10 protein-coding genes are annotated in these 15,114 nt (G+C 53.7%); 7 read left to right on the top strand and 3 right to left on the bottom strand.

Annotated elements, in window-relative coordinates:
* The first annotated feature begins 172 nt into the window (after positions 1–172).
* Both ABEW73_RS23540 and ABEW73_RS23535 read left to right on the top strand, forming a co-directional pair.
* Entirely contained in the window at positions 173–1,198 is a 1,026-nt protein-coding gene (locus ABEW73_RS23540; protein ID WP_430168269.1) for a response regulator transcription factor, read from the top strand.
* On the top strand, positions 1,195–3,036 hold the full coding sequence (locus ABEW73_RS23535) for a cache domain-containing sensor histidine kinase (RefSeq protein WP_430168271.1): 1,842 nt from the start codon (positions 1,195–1,197) through the stop codon (positions 3,034–3,036). The genes ABEW73_RS23540 and ABEW73_RS23535 overlap by 4 nt, the downstream gene beginning before the upstream one ends.
* A gap of 106 nt (positions 3,037–3,142) precedes the next feature.
* On the opposite strand, the gene ABEW73_RS23530 is transcribed toward ABEW73_RS23535, so the two are convergent.
* Complete coding sequence (locus ABEW73_RS23530) at positions 3,143–4,975, bottom strand: glycoside hydrolase family 97 catalytic domain-containing protein (protein WP_430168273.1); 1,833 nt, start codon at positions 4,973–4,975, stop codon at positions 3,143–3,145.
* A gap of 285 nt (positions 4,976–5,260) precedes the next feature.
* On the opposite strand from ABEW73_RS23530, the gene ABEW73_RS23525 reads away from it, so the two are divergent.
* On the top strand, positions 5,261–8,041 hold the full coding sequence (locus ABEW73_RS23525; RefSeq protein WP_430168463.1) for a discoidin domain-containing protein: 2,781 nt from the start codon (positions 5,261–5,263) through the stop codon (positions 8,039–8,041).
* 74 nt (positions 8,042–8,115) lie between these two features.
* Positions 8,116–10,707, top strand: a complete 2,592-nt coding sequence (locus tag ABEW73_RS23520; protein ID WP_430168276.1) for a glycoside hydrolase family 95 protein — start codon at positions 8,116–8,118, stop codon at positions 10,705–10,707.
* Between the two features lie 280 nt (positions 10,708–10,987).
* On the opposite strand, the gene map is transcribed toward ABEW73_RS23520, so the two are convergent.
* Both map and ABEW73_RS23510 read right to left on the bottom strand, forming a co-directional pair.
* A complete protein-coding gene (map, locus tag ABEW73_RS23515; protein WP_430168278.1) occupies positions 10,988–11,734 on the bottom strand; it encodes a type I methionyl aminopeptidase in 747 nt (248 codons plus the stop codon).
* Between the two features lie 26 nt (positions 11,735–11,760).
* Positions 11,761–12,537, bottom strand: coding sequence for a TetR/AcrR family transcriptional regulator (locus ABEW73_RS23510; protein ID WP_430168281.1), 777 nt, complete (start codon positions 12,535–12,537; stop codon positions 11,761–11,763).
* A gap of 302 nt (positions 12,538–12,839) precedes the next feature.
* Here ABEW73_RS23510 and ABEW73_RS23505 point away from each other — a divergent pair, with 302 nt between their 5' ends.
* The 3 genes from ABEW73_RS23505 to ABEW73_RS23495 all read left to right on the top strand — a co-directional run bounded on the left by ABEW73_RS23505 (position 12,840) and on the right by ABEW73_RS23495 (position 15,088).
* Entirely contained in the window at positions 12,840–13,460 is a 621-nt protein-coding gene (locus ABEW73_RS23505; protein WP_430168283.1) for a DUF1232 domain-containing protein, read from the top strand.
* Between the two features lie 130 nt (positions 13,461–13,590).
* Entirely contained in the window at positions 13,591–14,145 is a 555-nt protein-coding gene (locus ABEW73_RS23500; RefSeq protein WP_430168285.1) for a manganese efflux pump, read from the top strand.
* Positions 14,146–14,491: 346 nt separating this feature from the next.
* Complete coding sequence (locus tag ABEW73_RS23495; protein WP_430168288.1) at positions 14,492–15,088, top strand: hypothetical protein; 597 nt, start codon at positions 14,492–14,494, stop codon at positions 15,086–15,088.
* Positions 15,089–15,114: the final 26 nt, after the last annotated feature.

The following is a 15,114-nucleotide window of genomic DNA, read 5'->3' as shown; positions in this document are numbered from 1 at the left end:
AAATCATGTACAATAAATCCGATATGTAAGCGTTCAACCCAAATGAGCGAAGAATGAAAAATCAAGGTATCCGCCGGTCTTACCATCACAGGTATCCGCTGCGGATACCTTATTGTTCCATTCGATGTTTGCCTCATCCCTTATTCTTCTACATACAGGAGGCTAAAATGATATGCGGTTGCTTATTGCTGACGACGAACCTGTAATCCGAAGAGGGCTGGTCAAGATGGCGGAGACCTACCGTCTGCAGTTTGATGCCATTGACACGGCCGTGAATGGTGAGCATGCGCTCTCCCTGATCAAGGAATTCGAGCCGGATGTACTGCTGACTGATATCCGCATGCCCCGAATGGGCGGACTGGAGCTGTGTCAGGAGCTCCATGAGCAGTATGGGCATATTCAAATTATCGTCATATCGGGTTATGGCGAATTCCAATATGCGCAGCAATGTCTGGCTTATGGGGTTAAACACTATCTGCTAAAGCCAGTCACCGGCGTGGTGCTGCACCAAACCTTTGACACGATTGTTAAACACCGCAATAAAGGCATTGTCTCGCTGGCTTCCTATGTCGATTGGATTGAACATATCGGGCAGGAGATCTGGATGCTGCAGACCGAACAGCTCGATCGCCTGTTGGTGAATTGGAGAGCGCATCTGCAAACCGCGGGACTCAGTGTTCCACAGCTTCAGCAGCTGCTGGATGATGCGGTGGGCATGATTTTCCGTCGTCTTGTCTCAAAAGGGTATATGGAGGTTTCGGTGATTGAATCGATCGGTCACCACACGGTGCAGGAGCAGCTGTTCAACGAATTTGAGCTGAGGGTTAAGCAGATGACCGCCGATCTGGTGACGCAGCGGTGGGGAAATTTCAAGAACCCGCTGGATGAAGTGAAATCGTATATCGACACGCATCTGTCCGAGGAGATCACCCTTGAGGAAGTGGCGGAGATGGCCGGTTATACGCCGACGTATTTTAGCGCAATGTTTAAGAAAATGACGGGCGATACCTTTGTAAGGTACCGGATTCACCGGCGAATGGAGCGGGCGAAGGAGCTGCTGGCTCTGCCGCATATGCGGATCATCGACGTGGCGGCGAACGTCGGTTACGAGGATTATCCCCATTTTACGAAAATGTTCAAGAAGGTAACGGGACATACACCGACGGAATATCGGACGATGCTGGGCTTTAACGGATGAAAAATAAACTGTACCGCAAGCTGTTTCTGTACTTTGTATCCATCATTGTGCTGACTACCTTGTTGATCGGCATCGTTACCTACGCGCGCTCATCAGCTGAGCTGGACCGCCAGTTGGACCGGCATATGTCGCAAATCGTGCAGAATGCCTTGAACCATACCGATCTGTATATTAAATCCTACGACCGTACGATGATCTCCTTATTGACCAACCGGGAATTGAAGAAATTCGTCGATTTGCCTAACCCGGCGGACCATTATGATTACTATCACATCAGCTCCACGATCAAGGATACGGTATTCCGTCCCCTCATGGAACGGGGTCCCGAACTGCTGACCATGTATCTCTTGTCTTACAACGGACATGCCACGTACAGCTTCGGCTCTGATTTTACCGCTCCGGTATTCAGTGCAGAGGAGAAGGCGAAGCAGCTGACGGATCTCCGTAATACCACAAAAGATGAAAGCGGTCTCATGATTCACACGGAGAGCATTATACCTGGACGCAGCGGCAGCGTGGTACGCATGACGAGACTGATCAAGGGACTATCCTCCACAGCGGAAAAAGGCGTGCTAGCCATGGAAGTGCGTTCCCAGGAATTATCCTCCCTTTGGAAAGGAATTGATCTGGGCGAACGCGGATACTTCTATATCGCGGATGCGAGCGGCCATGTCGTCTATCAGCCTGAGGGACTGGAGCATGACGCCTCGTCTCCGGCCGAGGATCCGAAGCTAACTGCCGCCATCATGGGCGCAGACGAGGAATCCTTCAAATATACGACGGCCGATGGAGAGCAGAGGGTGTTCATGACGCGGATGTCTCCCTATTCCGGCTGGCGTCTGGTGGCTTCGATGCCGCTGGAGGAGTGGCGCAAACCGGTAGCCAGCATTCGGTCCACGGTCTGGACGATCGGCTTGATCAGCCTCATTGCCGCTTGTCTGCTTGCTTACCGCTTCACCCGTTCCATTACCCAGCCCATCCAGACGATTATCCGCGGGATGCGCCAGACGGAGCAGGGGCGGTGGATTCCCTTGGAACTTCCTAAGCGTGAGGACGAGCTGACGGAAATGATGCAGCGGTACAATCTGATGGTGACCCGGCTGTCGGAATTAATCGAGCGGGTATACGAGACCGAGTTGCAGCAGCAGAAGACGATTATCGAACGGCAGAATGCCGAGTTCCAGGCGCTCCAGCTCCAGATCAATCCGCATTTCATGTACAACACGCTGGAGACCATCGTGTGTTATGCCGAGGTTGAAGGCTCTTCGGAGATTACTGAAATGGTGTCCTCCCTGGGCTTTATGATGCGGTACTCCTTGCTGACGTCGCTGGAGGAGATCACGGTCGCGAATGAGCTCAAGCACGTCTTGAACTACATGACGATCATGAAGCATCGGCATGATCTAGAATTTGATCTGCGGGTTGAGGTTCCCCATGAGTTGCTCCTGTACAAAATGGTGCGGTTGACGCTCCAGCCCTTAATTGAAAATGCATTCCAGCATGCCTTTCCGGACGGCATTGAAGCATCGCAGTACATTATGATCACTGCCGGATGCGATGCTGATTCCTTCTGGGTCAGCGTTACGGATAACGGCATCGGCATGACGGATGAACAGCTGTGCGAGGTTTCGGCACGGCTGTCCTACGAGTACGACCATGTGAATCATGTGCCTGAATCCTCCTTGAACCTTAGCGGTACCGGCGGCATCGGCCTGCTGAATGTGCATCGGCGGATTCAGCTGGTATTCGGCGAGAACTACGGACTCCGTGTAATCTCGGCAGGCGAGGGACAAGGAACCATGATCCGCATGGTCATGCCATGTCCGCCGCGTGTTTAGCGTAAGGCCTGCTTCCGGATTGGAGGTCAGGCCTTACGTTTTTAAAGAGATAATGAAGGTTAACCTTCAGAGACTCCCCCTTCTTTTCTCTGAAGAATGATGAACTTTACTTGTTCTCCGATTGCGGCATGAGATGGATGGAAACGCCGCCGTATACCTTGAGACGTATCTTGATGATATCCTTGGAGCAGCAAGTTTCGGTGTGAGCCTCAATGGGAGGAAGAACGCAACGATATCGATATTCGTCCGCTTCCGCCTGTTCCCGATAGATAACCGCTCGGTATGCCGTATTATCTTCAAGGAAATCCAGCGGAATCTGGACGTCTCGTCCTCCGGCGGCACAGATGGAGGCGACAAACCATTCCGTACCCGATCGTCTTGCTATCGTAACGAATCGACCCGGATAACCTTCCAGCAGCCGAGTCTCATCCCAGACGGCTGGAACGGCGGCCAGCAGCGGCTTGCCCGGATGATCGGCGAAGACCGAGATCGCATCGGCATAATGCTGGATGCCGGATTCGAAGAGGATGGCCAGGGCCAGCTGAAGCCCTTGGGTCGTTGTGGTCCGCTTGCTGAACGTGACCGGCGTAAAGTCCATGGACCCGATCACGTTCCGCGTAAACGGCAAGGTACAGAGATGAACCGCGTTAGGCCCTTCACTCTGTGCCCGGTAGTATTCCGCACCGTAAACGCCTTCTCTTGTCATCACGTGAGGCCATGTCCGGTGTTCGCCGCTTGGTTTGGTGGATCCATGAAAATTGACCATCAGCCGATGCCTGGCAGCGGATTCCATAATGGCATCATAGATCTGGAGCGTCTCTTGGTTGTCGCTGTCGAAGAAGTCGACCTTGATGCCAACAGCGCCCCAAGATGCCCACCGGCGTAATTTCTCTTCACGGAGTTTCTCCGTGTTCAGCCCTTTATAATGCGTCCACAGCCAGATGCCGACGCCGCGCGCCTTCGCGTAATGGATGAGCTGAGGCGCATCCAGCACACCCTCCCAGCCGCCGTCCACAACGCTGTATTCCCATCCCATCTCGGCGGCAAAATCCACATGCTGCCGTTGCATATCCATGTCGCCGCAGGAATCGCCTTCCGCGTACCAGGACCAGGCTGCTCGGCCCGGGGAAATCCAAGAGGTGTCTTGCAGCACGGACGGGGAGCATAAGTGAGTCGTTAGCGATGAAGACACCAGATCCCCAAGCGATCCGATGATCATGACACGCCAGGGTGTCGAGAGCGGAAGCTTGGCGACAATCGGCGTTTCCTGATCCGGGGCGAAGGAGGTGCGCAGCTTCCGGCCGTCGTGCTCATGCGCTGCGAGGTGACTTGCGCCATAACTGCCGTCTACAGCTGCTTCAGTCAGCAGCAGCCACTGATCCTCTGCCGATTGGACCAGCAGCGGGAAACCGAAATGTCCTCCCCGAAGATGATCCGGCATGGCATGGTCGTAGGTTCGTTCATAACACCGCATGAACGGCTGAGCCCAGACGTTGAGCATCCGGTCCTCCGGCAGATGGAAGCCGGAGAGCTCGTTCTCGAAACGAATATCTCCTTCTCCTTGCAGCTCATACCGGTATGCGAAGCCGTCATGAAAAGCACGGAAACGGATCCGCACTTGATGATTCTCGACCGAAGTCAGCAGCACCATCTCGCTTGCTTCGTAAGACTGCGACTTTTGCTTGCCAGTCACAAGCTCGTAACGCTCCGTGATCGTGTTGTGTTCAACCCCTTGAATGCGTATGCCTTCCTGAAATTTGTATTTGTCGGTAATCAGTCCGAGCGGCGACCTTTCAAGAACCCGATCCCGCTTGTTCATCACCGTGTAAAAGAGGGAGCCTTTATGCTCCTGTTCCAGCATGATCTGCAGATTCCCGTCAGGTGAATAAAGCTGTGCATGAAACGGCGCTGACGGAGATTGGGATAACTCGTGATCCATAAACGAAACTCCTTCCTTGTCGCTCCAAGAATGACGTATCCATTGCAGCCTCATTGTAACGGACAAAGCGAAGGCTTAGCATACGGCTCCGTTCGCTCCAGGTTGTGTTTTCTTACGTTGTGTTACTCCATAAAAAAACACGGCCATTCCGCAAGTTACGGCATGGTCCGGCGAGCCGCGGCTGTTTTATCATAGAAGCATATCAAGGGGTGTTTGAAAGGAGGGCATCATGTAATCACGGGTGGATCGTAATCACTACATATGACAAAGGAGGGGTGATGATTGATGAGACAGGTGCGCAAGCGTAACAGGCAGGTAAGAAGAGGAGGTATAATACTGCTATTGGGTATTCTGCTGTTTTCGTTCGGCAATCCGCCAATACAGGGGGAAACGGCTGCACCGGATGTGATGGAGCGTGTCAACCTGGCATGGAATAAGCAGGCGACGACCAGTTCCGAGGTCAGCGGGCGTGAAGCCGGGAAGGCCGTTGACGGCAGTCGTGATACCTACTGGCAGCCGGCGAGCACAGACCGTGAGGACATGAGTGTATTTGTACAGGTGGATCTGGGGAGTGAGCAGTCCTTCAATCAGGTTGTCCTGGATTTAAATCGGGGAGATAATCTGGGAAGTATCGAGATAGATTACTCCCGTGACGGTGAGTCTTGGAGCAGAGCTTATACGAAAAACGGGGGTATTCGAGCGGACGGTCAGGAAGTGATGACTTTTGATTTCGTAAGCGCTTCCCAAATTCGGGTAACGCTGCTGCTGAGCCGCAATCTCAATGTTCAGCTTAAGGAGTTGGAGCTTTATATGCAGGATGGAGATCAAGGGATTCCGTCCGATGTAACGGAGCTGGCCTTCGTGAAGTCGGATGGGTCACCTTATAACAACAATGAGGAACTGACCTTGGACATTGGTGGCACATCGGCCGTGGAGGCGCGCGGCAAACGGGTCAGCGGGGAATGGATTTCGCTGCCTCAAGGCCAGGTTCAATATCATGCGGTGGGAACCAGCGCCGCGGTCACTTCCGAAGGTTCGATTATCGGGACCAAGGTAGGCGCCACCCGGTTATATGCGGAAACCAGCATCAACGGTCAAGCAATACGTACGCCGGATTTCTGGATTGTAGTGAAGGATGATCAGGAGTTCCAGGATCCGAAATACATTGCCTTCAGTTCGTTCGCGCATAAGGCGTTGATCCAGAAGATTGGCGAGGCGGCGATCTTGGAGGAAGGCAAGGAGCTGCCAGTCGTAACGATCGTTCCGAATCAGGATGGAACCGTAACTGCCAGATGGTTCAAGGACGATCAATCCAGAGGCTCGCTGGGCACGAAGGCGCTGCAGGCGGGGGTAACGCAATCGATAACGCTTCCGGGTGGGATGAAAGTACCGGGCACGTACGAGGTGCGGATGACTTTCCAAACCACAGACGGGGGAACCTACTTCGACAGCTTGTTTTATACCGTCATGCCCAAGAAAGGAATACCTGAAGGTCAGAGTCAAATTGCCTTTACCGGAAAAGACGGAAGGATGGTGTATGTTCCCGATTATAAGGGGAACCGGATTATCGATTTCTCAAACGTCGGTTATATGGGTGGCGGTGTGAAATTGCCCGACGTTCAGGCGAGAATTGCCGTACAGCCGACCGGCGGGGACGATACGGCGATGCTGCAAGCGGCGATTGATGAGGTGTCCCGGCTGCCGCGTGACGCAGATGGTTTCCGGGGGGCGGTGCTGCTGAAGAAGGGCACGTATCTGGTCGGCGGTTCCCTGAACATTCAGGCCAGCGGGGTCGTGCTGCGGGGTGAAGGCAAGAGTGAGGATGGCACCATCATCCGCGGCACGGGAACAACGGCCAGAAATTTGATTGTTGTCGGTGGAACGAACGGTGCAGCTGTTGTTGACGGGACGGAGACGTACATCCAGGATCTGTACGTTCCGGCAGGCTCCCGATCCTTCCATGTCCAGAATGCCTCCGGCTATCAGGTGGGCGATTCCGTCATTGTTCGAAGAATCGGGAATGACCGCTGGATTCATGAGATCGGCATGGATCATATCTACATGCGGCCAGGGACGGAGGGAACGCAGCAGTGGTCCCCGTTCAATCTGGATTTTGACCGTGTCATTACGGCTATCGACGGCAACCGGATTACGGTGGATGCTCCATTAGCGAATGCCATTGAACGTCAATGGGGTGGAGGCAAGCTGTTCAAGGCGACGGATGAATCTCGAATCGAACAGGTCGGGATTGAGAACATGCGCGCCATCTCCGATTTTGATCCGAGCAAGACCGATACCAAGATGGATAACGATGTTCTGGATACCCCGTATTATTCTGATGAGGCACATGCGGAGCGCTTCATTATGATGAACAGCGTGAAGAATGCCTGGGTGCGCGAGGTGGACGGGTACCATTTCTCCTACGCCTTGGTGCAGGTCGGGCGGCAGGCCAAATGGGTCACCGTGCAGGACAGCGAAACGTACGACATGGTCAGCGTAATTACCGGCGGTCGTCGTTACAGCTTTTTCATCCAGGGGCAATTAAATTTGGTGCAGCGTAATTATACGGAGACTTCACGTCATGCTTATGTTATTGAGAGCCGTGTACAAGGACCGAATGTCATGTACGACAATAAGGCCACACGCGAATACAATACAAGCGAGCCGCACCATCGCTGGTCCACGGGCGGTTTGTACGACAACGTCAGTGCGCGTATCAGCGTTCGCGACCGCGGATGGTTGGGCAGCGGACATGGCTGGGCGGGGGCGAATTACGTCATGTGGAACACCGAAGGCGGGCTTGTTGCGCAGAAGCCCCCAACGGCACAAAACTATGTCATCGGCCATATCCCGACGGAAGACGGTTTGAATGTGAAACCACTCGTTCCGAATGATTATGATTCAAGACCGCGTGAGGACGGTTATTGGGAATACGCCGACCGGCATGTAGCGCTCCAGAGCTTATTCGTCCAGCAGTTGAAGGATCGTCTGGGTCAGCAAGCGGTGGATAATCTGGCCCGTACGCCTGTGGGCGGCGGTGCGATAGATATACCGGAGCAGCCTTAATTATATATAGCGAACAGGGGATTATCAGGGGAGACGCTGATCGTCCCCTTCTTCGCGAAGAAGGGGAGACATATATGAAGATGGAGAAGGTGGAGAGTGAGACAACAGGAAGAGGTGCGGAACGTTCTCATGGCGGGCATCAAACGGAGTCTGAATGTACAAGACAGCACGGCAAGATTGAGGCAGCAGGGCATGAAACTCCATGGCCGGAGCCTGATACATCTGTAAGTCGGCGCTTGCGGTTATGGTACGCTTCCCCGGCGGCCGAGTGGAATGAAGCATTGCCCATCGGGAATGGGCGCTTGGGCGGCATGGTCTTTGGCAAGACCTCGCTTGAACGGGTGCAGCTCAACGAGGATTCCCTCTGGTATGGTGGTCCGGGAAGGGGAGCCAACCCTAACGCCACTGAATATTTGAGCGAGATTAGGCAGATGCTGCGGGATGGACGTCAGGCCGAGGCCGAACATCTGGCCCGGATGGCGATGACTTCATCCCCGAAATACGAGCAGCCCTATCAGCCGCTGGGCGATTTGCTGCTCAAATTTCTGGATGCCGTGGAAGCGGTGGAGCATTACGAGCGAGAGCTGGATTTGGAGCGGTCCATGGTGACCGTATCCTATTCCTCGAGCGGCATAGGCTATCGCAGGCAGTATTATGTCAGTGCGCCGGATAGCGTGATGGTGATTCGCCTAACTGCCGATCAACCCGGGGCACTTACGTTTGCGGCAAACCTGATGCGCCGTCCTTTTGACAGCGGAACGGAGTCGTTAGGGCATGATACCTTGCTGATGAAGGGCGAATGCGGCGCGGACGGCATTTCCTTCTGCACGGCACTGCGTGCTGTCGCTGGGGGAGGAAGCGTACGAACCATCGGTGATTTTCTCTCGGTTGAAGGCGCGGATTCGGTTACGCTGCTGCTGTCAGCCCAGACGACCTTTCGGTGTGAGCAGCCGGGCCAGGTATGTCTGGAGCAGCTGGATCGTGCGGCAGGCATGTCGTTCGAACAGTTGGAAAGCCGTCATCTGGAGGAGTATCGGGAGAAGTTTGAGCGGTTCTCGCTAACTCTCGGTTCCAGCAAGAAGGATGCGAATAGAGCGGACTTAACGGAAAGAGAAGTTGACATTCCGAATGGGATGGATCGTGTTGTCGGTCCAAATCAAGTTGAAATTTCATATCGAGCAGAAAACGATTTGTCATCCCTGCCTACCGATCAGCGGCTGAATCTGCTGCAGGAAAGAGTGGAGATTGAAGGAGCCTCTGCGGAGAACAGCGATCCCGACTTGATCGCGTTATATGTGCAGTACGGGCGGTATTTGCTCATCTCCTGCTCCAGACCCGGATCTCTCGCAGCGAACCTGCAGGGCATATGGAATGAAAGCTTCACCCCGCCCTGGGAGTCGAAGTATACGATCAATGTGAATATTCAGATGAACTACTGGCCGGCAGAGCTGCTGGGCTTGGCGGAATGCCACGAGCCGCTGTTCGACCTGATTCACCGCATGCTCCCGAATGGTCGGGACACGGCTCGCGAGATGTATGGCTGCCGTGGTTTCGCGGCGCATCACAATACCAATCTCTGGGGAGAGACCCGGCCTGAAGGAATATTGATGACCTGTACCGTATGGCCGATGGGAGCTGCCTGGCTGTGCCTTCATCTATGGGAGCATTACCGGTTTGGCGGGGATGCGGTTTTCCTGCGGGAACGAGCGTATCCGGTCATGAAGGAAGCGGCGATATTCCTGCTGGATTATATGACCGTGGATGAGGAAGGGAGACGGATAACCGGACCTTCCGTGTCGCCGGAGAACCGATTTGAGCTGCCGAACGGAGCCATCGGCAGCCTCTGTATGGGACCTGCCATGGATGCGCAGATTGCGACGGCCTTGTTCCGGGCCTGTCTTGCGGCAGGCCATCTTGTCGGAGATGAGGGCTCCTTCCTTGAAGAGCTTCAAACCGCGCTGCAAGAAATTCCGGCACCGCGTATTGGAAGGCAGGGAGGGATCATGGAGTGGCTGGATGATTATGAGGAGGCCGATCCCGGACATCGGCACATCTCGCAGCTGTTCGCCCTATATCCGGGAGAGCAAATTGATCCCGTCCAGTCACCTGAGCTTGCCGAGGCAGCGAACAAGACCTTGGAGCGGCGGCTTGCGCATGGCGGCGGTCATACCGGCTGGAGCAGGGCCTGGATCATCAATTATTACGCCAGGCTGCAGCGCGGCGCGGAAGCGCACGAGCATCTCGTGAATCTGCTGGCTTCCTCAACTTACCCGAATCTGCTGGATTGCCACCCGCCTTTTCAAATCGACGGTAATTTCGGCGGGATTGCCGGCGTTGCCGAAATGCTGCTGCAGTCTCATTCGGGAGAGTTAAGGCTGCTCCCGGCCCTGCCCCCGCAGTGGAGCAGCGGTGAGGTGAAGGGGCTTCGTGCCCGGGGCGGCTGTGTGGTCGACATGTGCTGGGAGGAAGGTGAACTGACCGAGGTGAAGATTAGCGCTGATAGGGCGGGCGAATGCAGGCTATGGTCCCGTTCATCGCTTGTCCTCATAGAGGAGAAACAGCTTGGAGAGGTTACGCTGACGAGTACCACCCTATCCGGAGGAGCATATTGCTACTCGTTCTTGATACAGCAGGGTGCTAGCTGTTACTGGAGAAGGTCTGCCTAGGATACACATAGAGCGGTTGAAGAATACGTCTAAATTGAAAGTAATGGTAAATCCTCAGTGAGGGAACAAATATATTGTTATAACAACGAAAATAACCCACTCCTAAGGTTGGCGCCTAAGTGGGTTATTTTCTCATACGGATCGATTGCACCAAATACTAGTGAAAAGTGTGCCCGGACACTTTTTCGTCGTTTCGGATTACGAACTTTCATCAGGCCAAGCAGGACGGGTGGCGACTTATTTCCTAAAATGACGCATTCCCGTCCGTTCGCCTCTATTCTTACTGGGCCGTTAAAATCAGAGGTCCGTCCGCCGTGATTGCGACCGTATGCTCATATTGCGCCGACAACTTGCCGTCGGCCGTTCTTGCCGTCCACTGATCGTCGTCGATCGTGATATGGAACGTACCTTCGTTGATCATCGGTTCGATGGTAAACACCATGCCTTCCTTTAGCCGAATGCCTTTGCCGGCTACGCCGATATGCATGTAGTTAGGCTCCTCGTGCAAGCTTCGCCCGATCCCGTGCGCCAGCAGATCACGTACGACCGAATACCCATTCGCTTCCGCATGCTGTTGTATCGCCGACGTTATGTCACCGAGCCGGCCCCCCGGGATTGCCCGGGCGATCCCCAGATCCAGGCATTCCTTGGTCACCTTCATTAATTTTTGCGCTTCAGGCCGGATATTGCCCACCGCATAACAATGGCAGGAATCGCCGAACCATCCGCCATATTCCACGACGATGTCGAGCTTCAGCAAGTCGCCGTCCATAAGCACGCGGTTCGAAGGAATGCCGTGGGCCACCACATCGTTGACCGAAATGCAGGTTTCGGCGGGGAAACCGTTGTACCCTTTCGTAAACTGCTTGCCGCCCAGTTTGGTGATGTGTCTGGCAACAAAGTCATTGATCTCCTGGGTGGTGATCCCAGGCTCAATCAGCTTGGTCACCTCGCGGTAGCAGTCCGCAACGATTTGGCTCGCCGGCTTCATCTCTTCGATTTCCTTAGGTGATTTTAAAATGATCATCTCTGTTTATCCGCTCCTTATCCATTCTATAATTTTAAAAAACAGGCGATATCCCCGGCCTCCTCGTGCAGCCTTCCGCGGCGAAGCGAAAGCGAGGCGCAGCCGACCAAGGCGGCCAGCAGCATTTCCGCGCGCTGTAGCTGATACGGCGGCTCCTCCATGTTTCCGTCGGCAGCCCCGTCGGCCGCACGCCCGGTTTCCAGCAGCGCGGCAAACGGCGCGAGCACCTCCCGGCGAAAGGCGGCCGAGAGCGGGGCCGAGCGTGCTTCAGGCAGCGAGGCAAAGCCCTCACCGGCCAGCTTATGCAGCAGGTACAGGGCGTGGTCCTCCGCCCAAAGCTGCAGCAGCCGGACGCCGGCGGCAGCGACGGGGCCAAGCTCTGCGGCAGCGGCCGTTTCGCGGCTTCCGCTTCGGGAATCCGCGGCAGCCAAGTTTCCGGTGTCCGCCGCAGCGGTCAAGCCGAAATGCCCGCCTGCGGGCGCCTCCCCCGAAGCCGAAGCGCGCGGGACTTCCTGCGGGGACTCCGGCGAAGCCTTCAGCGGAACCTTCAGCGGAGCCTCTTGCGGGGCCTTCAGCCATCCCCCGGCCCGCTCCAACGCGTCCCATAGCAGATCGTAGAGCAAATCGCCCTTATTGCTGTAATAATGGTATACCGTGCCATAGCCGAGTCCCGCCTGCGCGGCCACATCGCGGATTTCCAGCAAATTCCCTTTATTCAAAAATACATCGGCAGCGGCTTTCCGGATTTGCGTCAGACGCCGCAGCCGAATCTCTTCATTTTGTTCCTTCGTGCGTGGAGTCATCTCGTCCGTTCACCTCTTTATTTTTGACCTACTCTCATGTCAATATAAACCATCGGCTTGCGAATAACAAGAGATTAGCTGGAGGATTTTCGGCCCAACTTAGAAATCGGTGCTAGACCAACGGGGTAGCCTCGAACGAGCAACCGATGACGGAGTTGAATAACTTCACCTCGTATTTTTCCCCTATACTTATTCTCTCCCATCTACTCCCCTTATGGCTCTTGTACATTATTTCATCGCTGTGCACGTGGGACAAGGGAGGGCTTGCATACATATAGATAAAAACAAAGGAGAGCGTTCAAATGGAAGATAATACACTAGGCTTAATCATCACGCGCCGCCTGCAAGAACACGGGATATCCATGCGGAAGCTGGCTTCCTTGACCCATGTGGACCCCGCGACCATCTCGCGAATCATTAATGGAAAAACGAGACCCAAAGAGCAGCTCCTGGACCAAATCGCCTTCCATTTGGAGCTCGATCCCATCACCTTGTTTGTTGCCGCAGGGTACGGCCAAGATGAGCTTAAGCAATTCTATAAGTCGATTGAGAAGATGGTCCGAGTACTCCTGTCGTCCACGACCATCAATTGGGTGGCCACGACCGAGAAAATCGAAAGCACGCTGGCAGAATACAGGGAGTACGCCAAGACACCGGAGGGCGAGCGGATTATTCAAACGGAGCTGAAGGCCAAGCTGCAGAGGATTAATGGTCAAGGCCCGTTCATTGAGAAAATCGAGCAGATGCATGAGCAGTACCTCAACCAATCCCTGTCGCCTGAAGCTTCCTCCATTATCGGCAGCGCGCTGCTATATTTTATTCTGGAGAAGGACATTATTCCGGATAACCTGTTTCCGCTTGGATTCATTGATGACGCCTTGGCGATTCAGCTGGCCCTGGATCAGGTCATCGCGATGGAATAGCACAGGATCGTGAAATCGAGGCTTCTCAATGCAACAAAAAACATCAAGTTATTGATATTGTTGCACACCCCTGCAACACCTCTCATATAGATACAGGGAATCATAACAATTATGGGAGCGTGGTCGAAACATGACAGCATGGATGATTGTTGCCCTTCTAACATTGTCCTCCAGCATCGATAACTTGGGGGCAGGGCTTGCCTACGGTATTCGGAACATCCGAATTCCGGTCATTACCAATATGGGAATTGCGTTGATCGGATTTATATTCAGCATGGCTGGAATCTATTTTGGATTGTGGTTGTCCTCGGTTCTTCCCGGAGTGCTGCCGGCTGTGTTAGGAGCTGTATTCCTGTTCTTGATCGGCCTGCGTATTGTATTGCTGGCGAAAAGCACGAATGACCCTCATGTCGCTTCAAAGATAGGCATCGGCGAAGCCGTCATGCTCGGTATTGCACTATCGGCAAATGCATTGACCAACGGCGTTGGCGCAGGACTTCTCGGGTTCCCCCCGCTAGGCATTTCACTGCTTGCAGCTGCGGGAAGTTTTATCTGCGTATGGGGAGGGGCCGTTATGGGATTGCGGCTCAAAAATATTCGTATTGGCTCTCACTCCCTCGGCCAGTTCGGAACCGTCATAAGCGGCGTGTTGCTGGTTGTCATCGGAATTTCGATCTTTTTCTAGCTAATCTACTTGGAAAGCCTGATCGCGTTCAGGCTTTCTTTGTCTTTTTTCATCCATCGGGGCTGCCCGGTTGCGCTAAAATCAATATGGGTTGCTCTGCATCAGGTATGGTTGCTCTTCGCCACGTACGGGATGCATCCACTTGTCCATCCCCCCGGAGGGGGATTTCAAGAAAGGGTTAACCCGCTATAATGAGCCTATTGGCCGTGCACAGCCGCGAAATTAATTATTTTAAATTGAATATACATTGCCGAAATATGGGAGATCATGTATTGTTCATGAATATTTCATTTGCTATGATTTTGTATTAGGTATAAAGAATCAGAGAATTGGGGTTGAAAAATCGATGAACCGTAAAATGATAGTAACCACAGCCGCTTCTTTGTTAGTCGGTGTGGTTGCAGGCACAGGCATTATGATGAATGATCAGGCTTATCAATCGGTGAAGCAGGCAGTAGGCGGAAGCGCAACAAATAACTCGATTGGTCAGATTGATTTCTCCAGTATGGATATTGAGACCGCATTGATGACTGTACAGCAGCAGCGGACTCAAATGCTGGATACGCAGCTTAACAACCAGATTCAAGACGTGCAGAAGCGGAACGAGGAAATCGCTAAGAAGAACGATACGATGGCGGGGATTAACGGCGCCTTGGCCGGAGAATCGGCAAATGGCCAGTATTCGATTTCGGATGATCTCGCCGCCAAGCTTGCAGCAGAAGGAATCGCGGATGCATCCAAGAAGGAATACACGGCAGAGGAGCTTAAACAAGCAACCGAGAAGCTTAAGGGGTCCATCGACAATCTTTCGAACTCCCAGCAGATGGACATGCTCCAATTGCAGTCGATGACAAACAAGCGCAACGAAGCCTTTGACGTGATGTCGAATTTCATTAAAAAAATGGAAGATTCACGCAGCAGCATCATCGGAAATATGCGATAATAGAGTCGTTACATAATGAATAGAGA

The sequence above is a fragment of the Paenibacillus lautus genome, assembly GCF_050482385.1.
GTDB lineage: Bacteria > Bacillota > Bacilli > Paenibacillales > Paenibacillaceae > Paenibacillus_AQ > Paenibacillus_AQ lautus_B.
The sequence above is the reverse complement of the archived record's forward strand: the minus strand, read 5'-3'. Positions and strand labels throughout refer to the sequence as shown.

Excerpts from the sequence above, each read along its gene's own strand:
- ABEW73_RS23540 (WP_430168269.1), top strand. The coding sequence starts at position 173 with ATGCGGTTGCTTATTGCTGACGACGAACCTGTAATCCGAAGAGGGCTG.
- ABEW73_RS23535 (WP_430168271.1), top strand. The coding sequence starts at position 1,195 with ATGAAAAATAAACTGTACCGCAAGCTGTTTCTGTACTTTGTATCCATC.
- ABEW73_RS23530 (WP_430168273.1), bottom strand. The coding sequence starts at position 4,975 with ATGGATCACGAGTTATCCCAATCTCCGTCAGCGCCGTTTCATGCACAG.
- ABEW73_RS23525 (WP_430168463.1), top strand. The coding sequence starts at position 5,261 with ATGAGACAGGTGCGCAAGCGTAACAGGCAGGTAAGAAGAGGAGGTATA.
- ABEW73_RS23520 (WP_430168276.1), top strand. The coding sequence starts at position 8,116 with ATGAAGATGGAGAAGGTGGAGAGTGAGACAACAGGAAGAGGTGCGGAA.
- map (WP_430168278.1), bottom strand. The coding sequence starts at position 11,734 with ATGATCATTTTAAAATCACCTAAGGAAATCGAAGAGATGAAGCCGGCG.
- ABEW73_RS23510 (WP_430168281.1), bottom strand. The coding sequence starts at position 12,537 with ATGACTCCACGCACGAAGGAACAAAATGAAGAGATTCGGCTGCGGCGT.
- ABEW73_RS23505 (WP_430168283.1), top strand. The coding sequence starts at position 12,840 with ATGGAAGATAATACACTAGGCTTAATCATCACGCGCCGCCTGCAAGAA.
- ABEW73_RS23500 (WP_430168285.1), top strand. The coding sequence starts at position 13,591 with ATGACAGCATGGATGATTGTTGCCCTTCTAACATTGTCCTCCAGCATC.
- ABEW73_RS23495 (WP_430168288.1), top strand. The coding sequence starts at position 14,492 with ATGAACCGTAAAATGATAGTAACCACAGCCGCTTCTTTGTTAGTCGGT.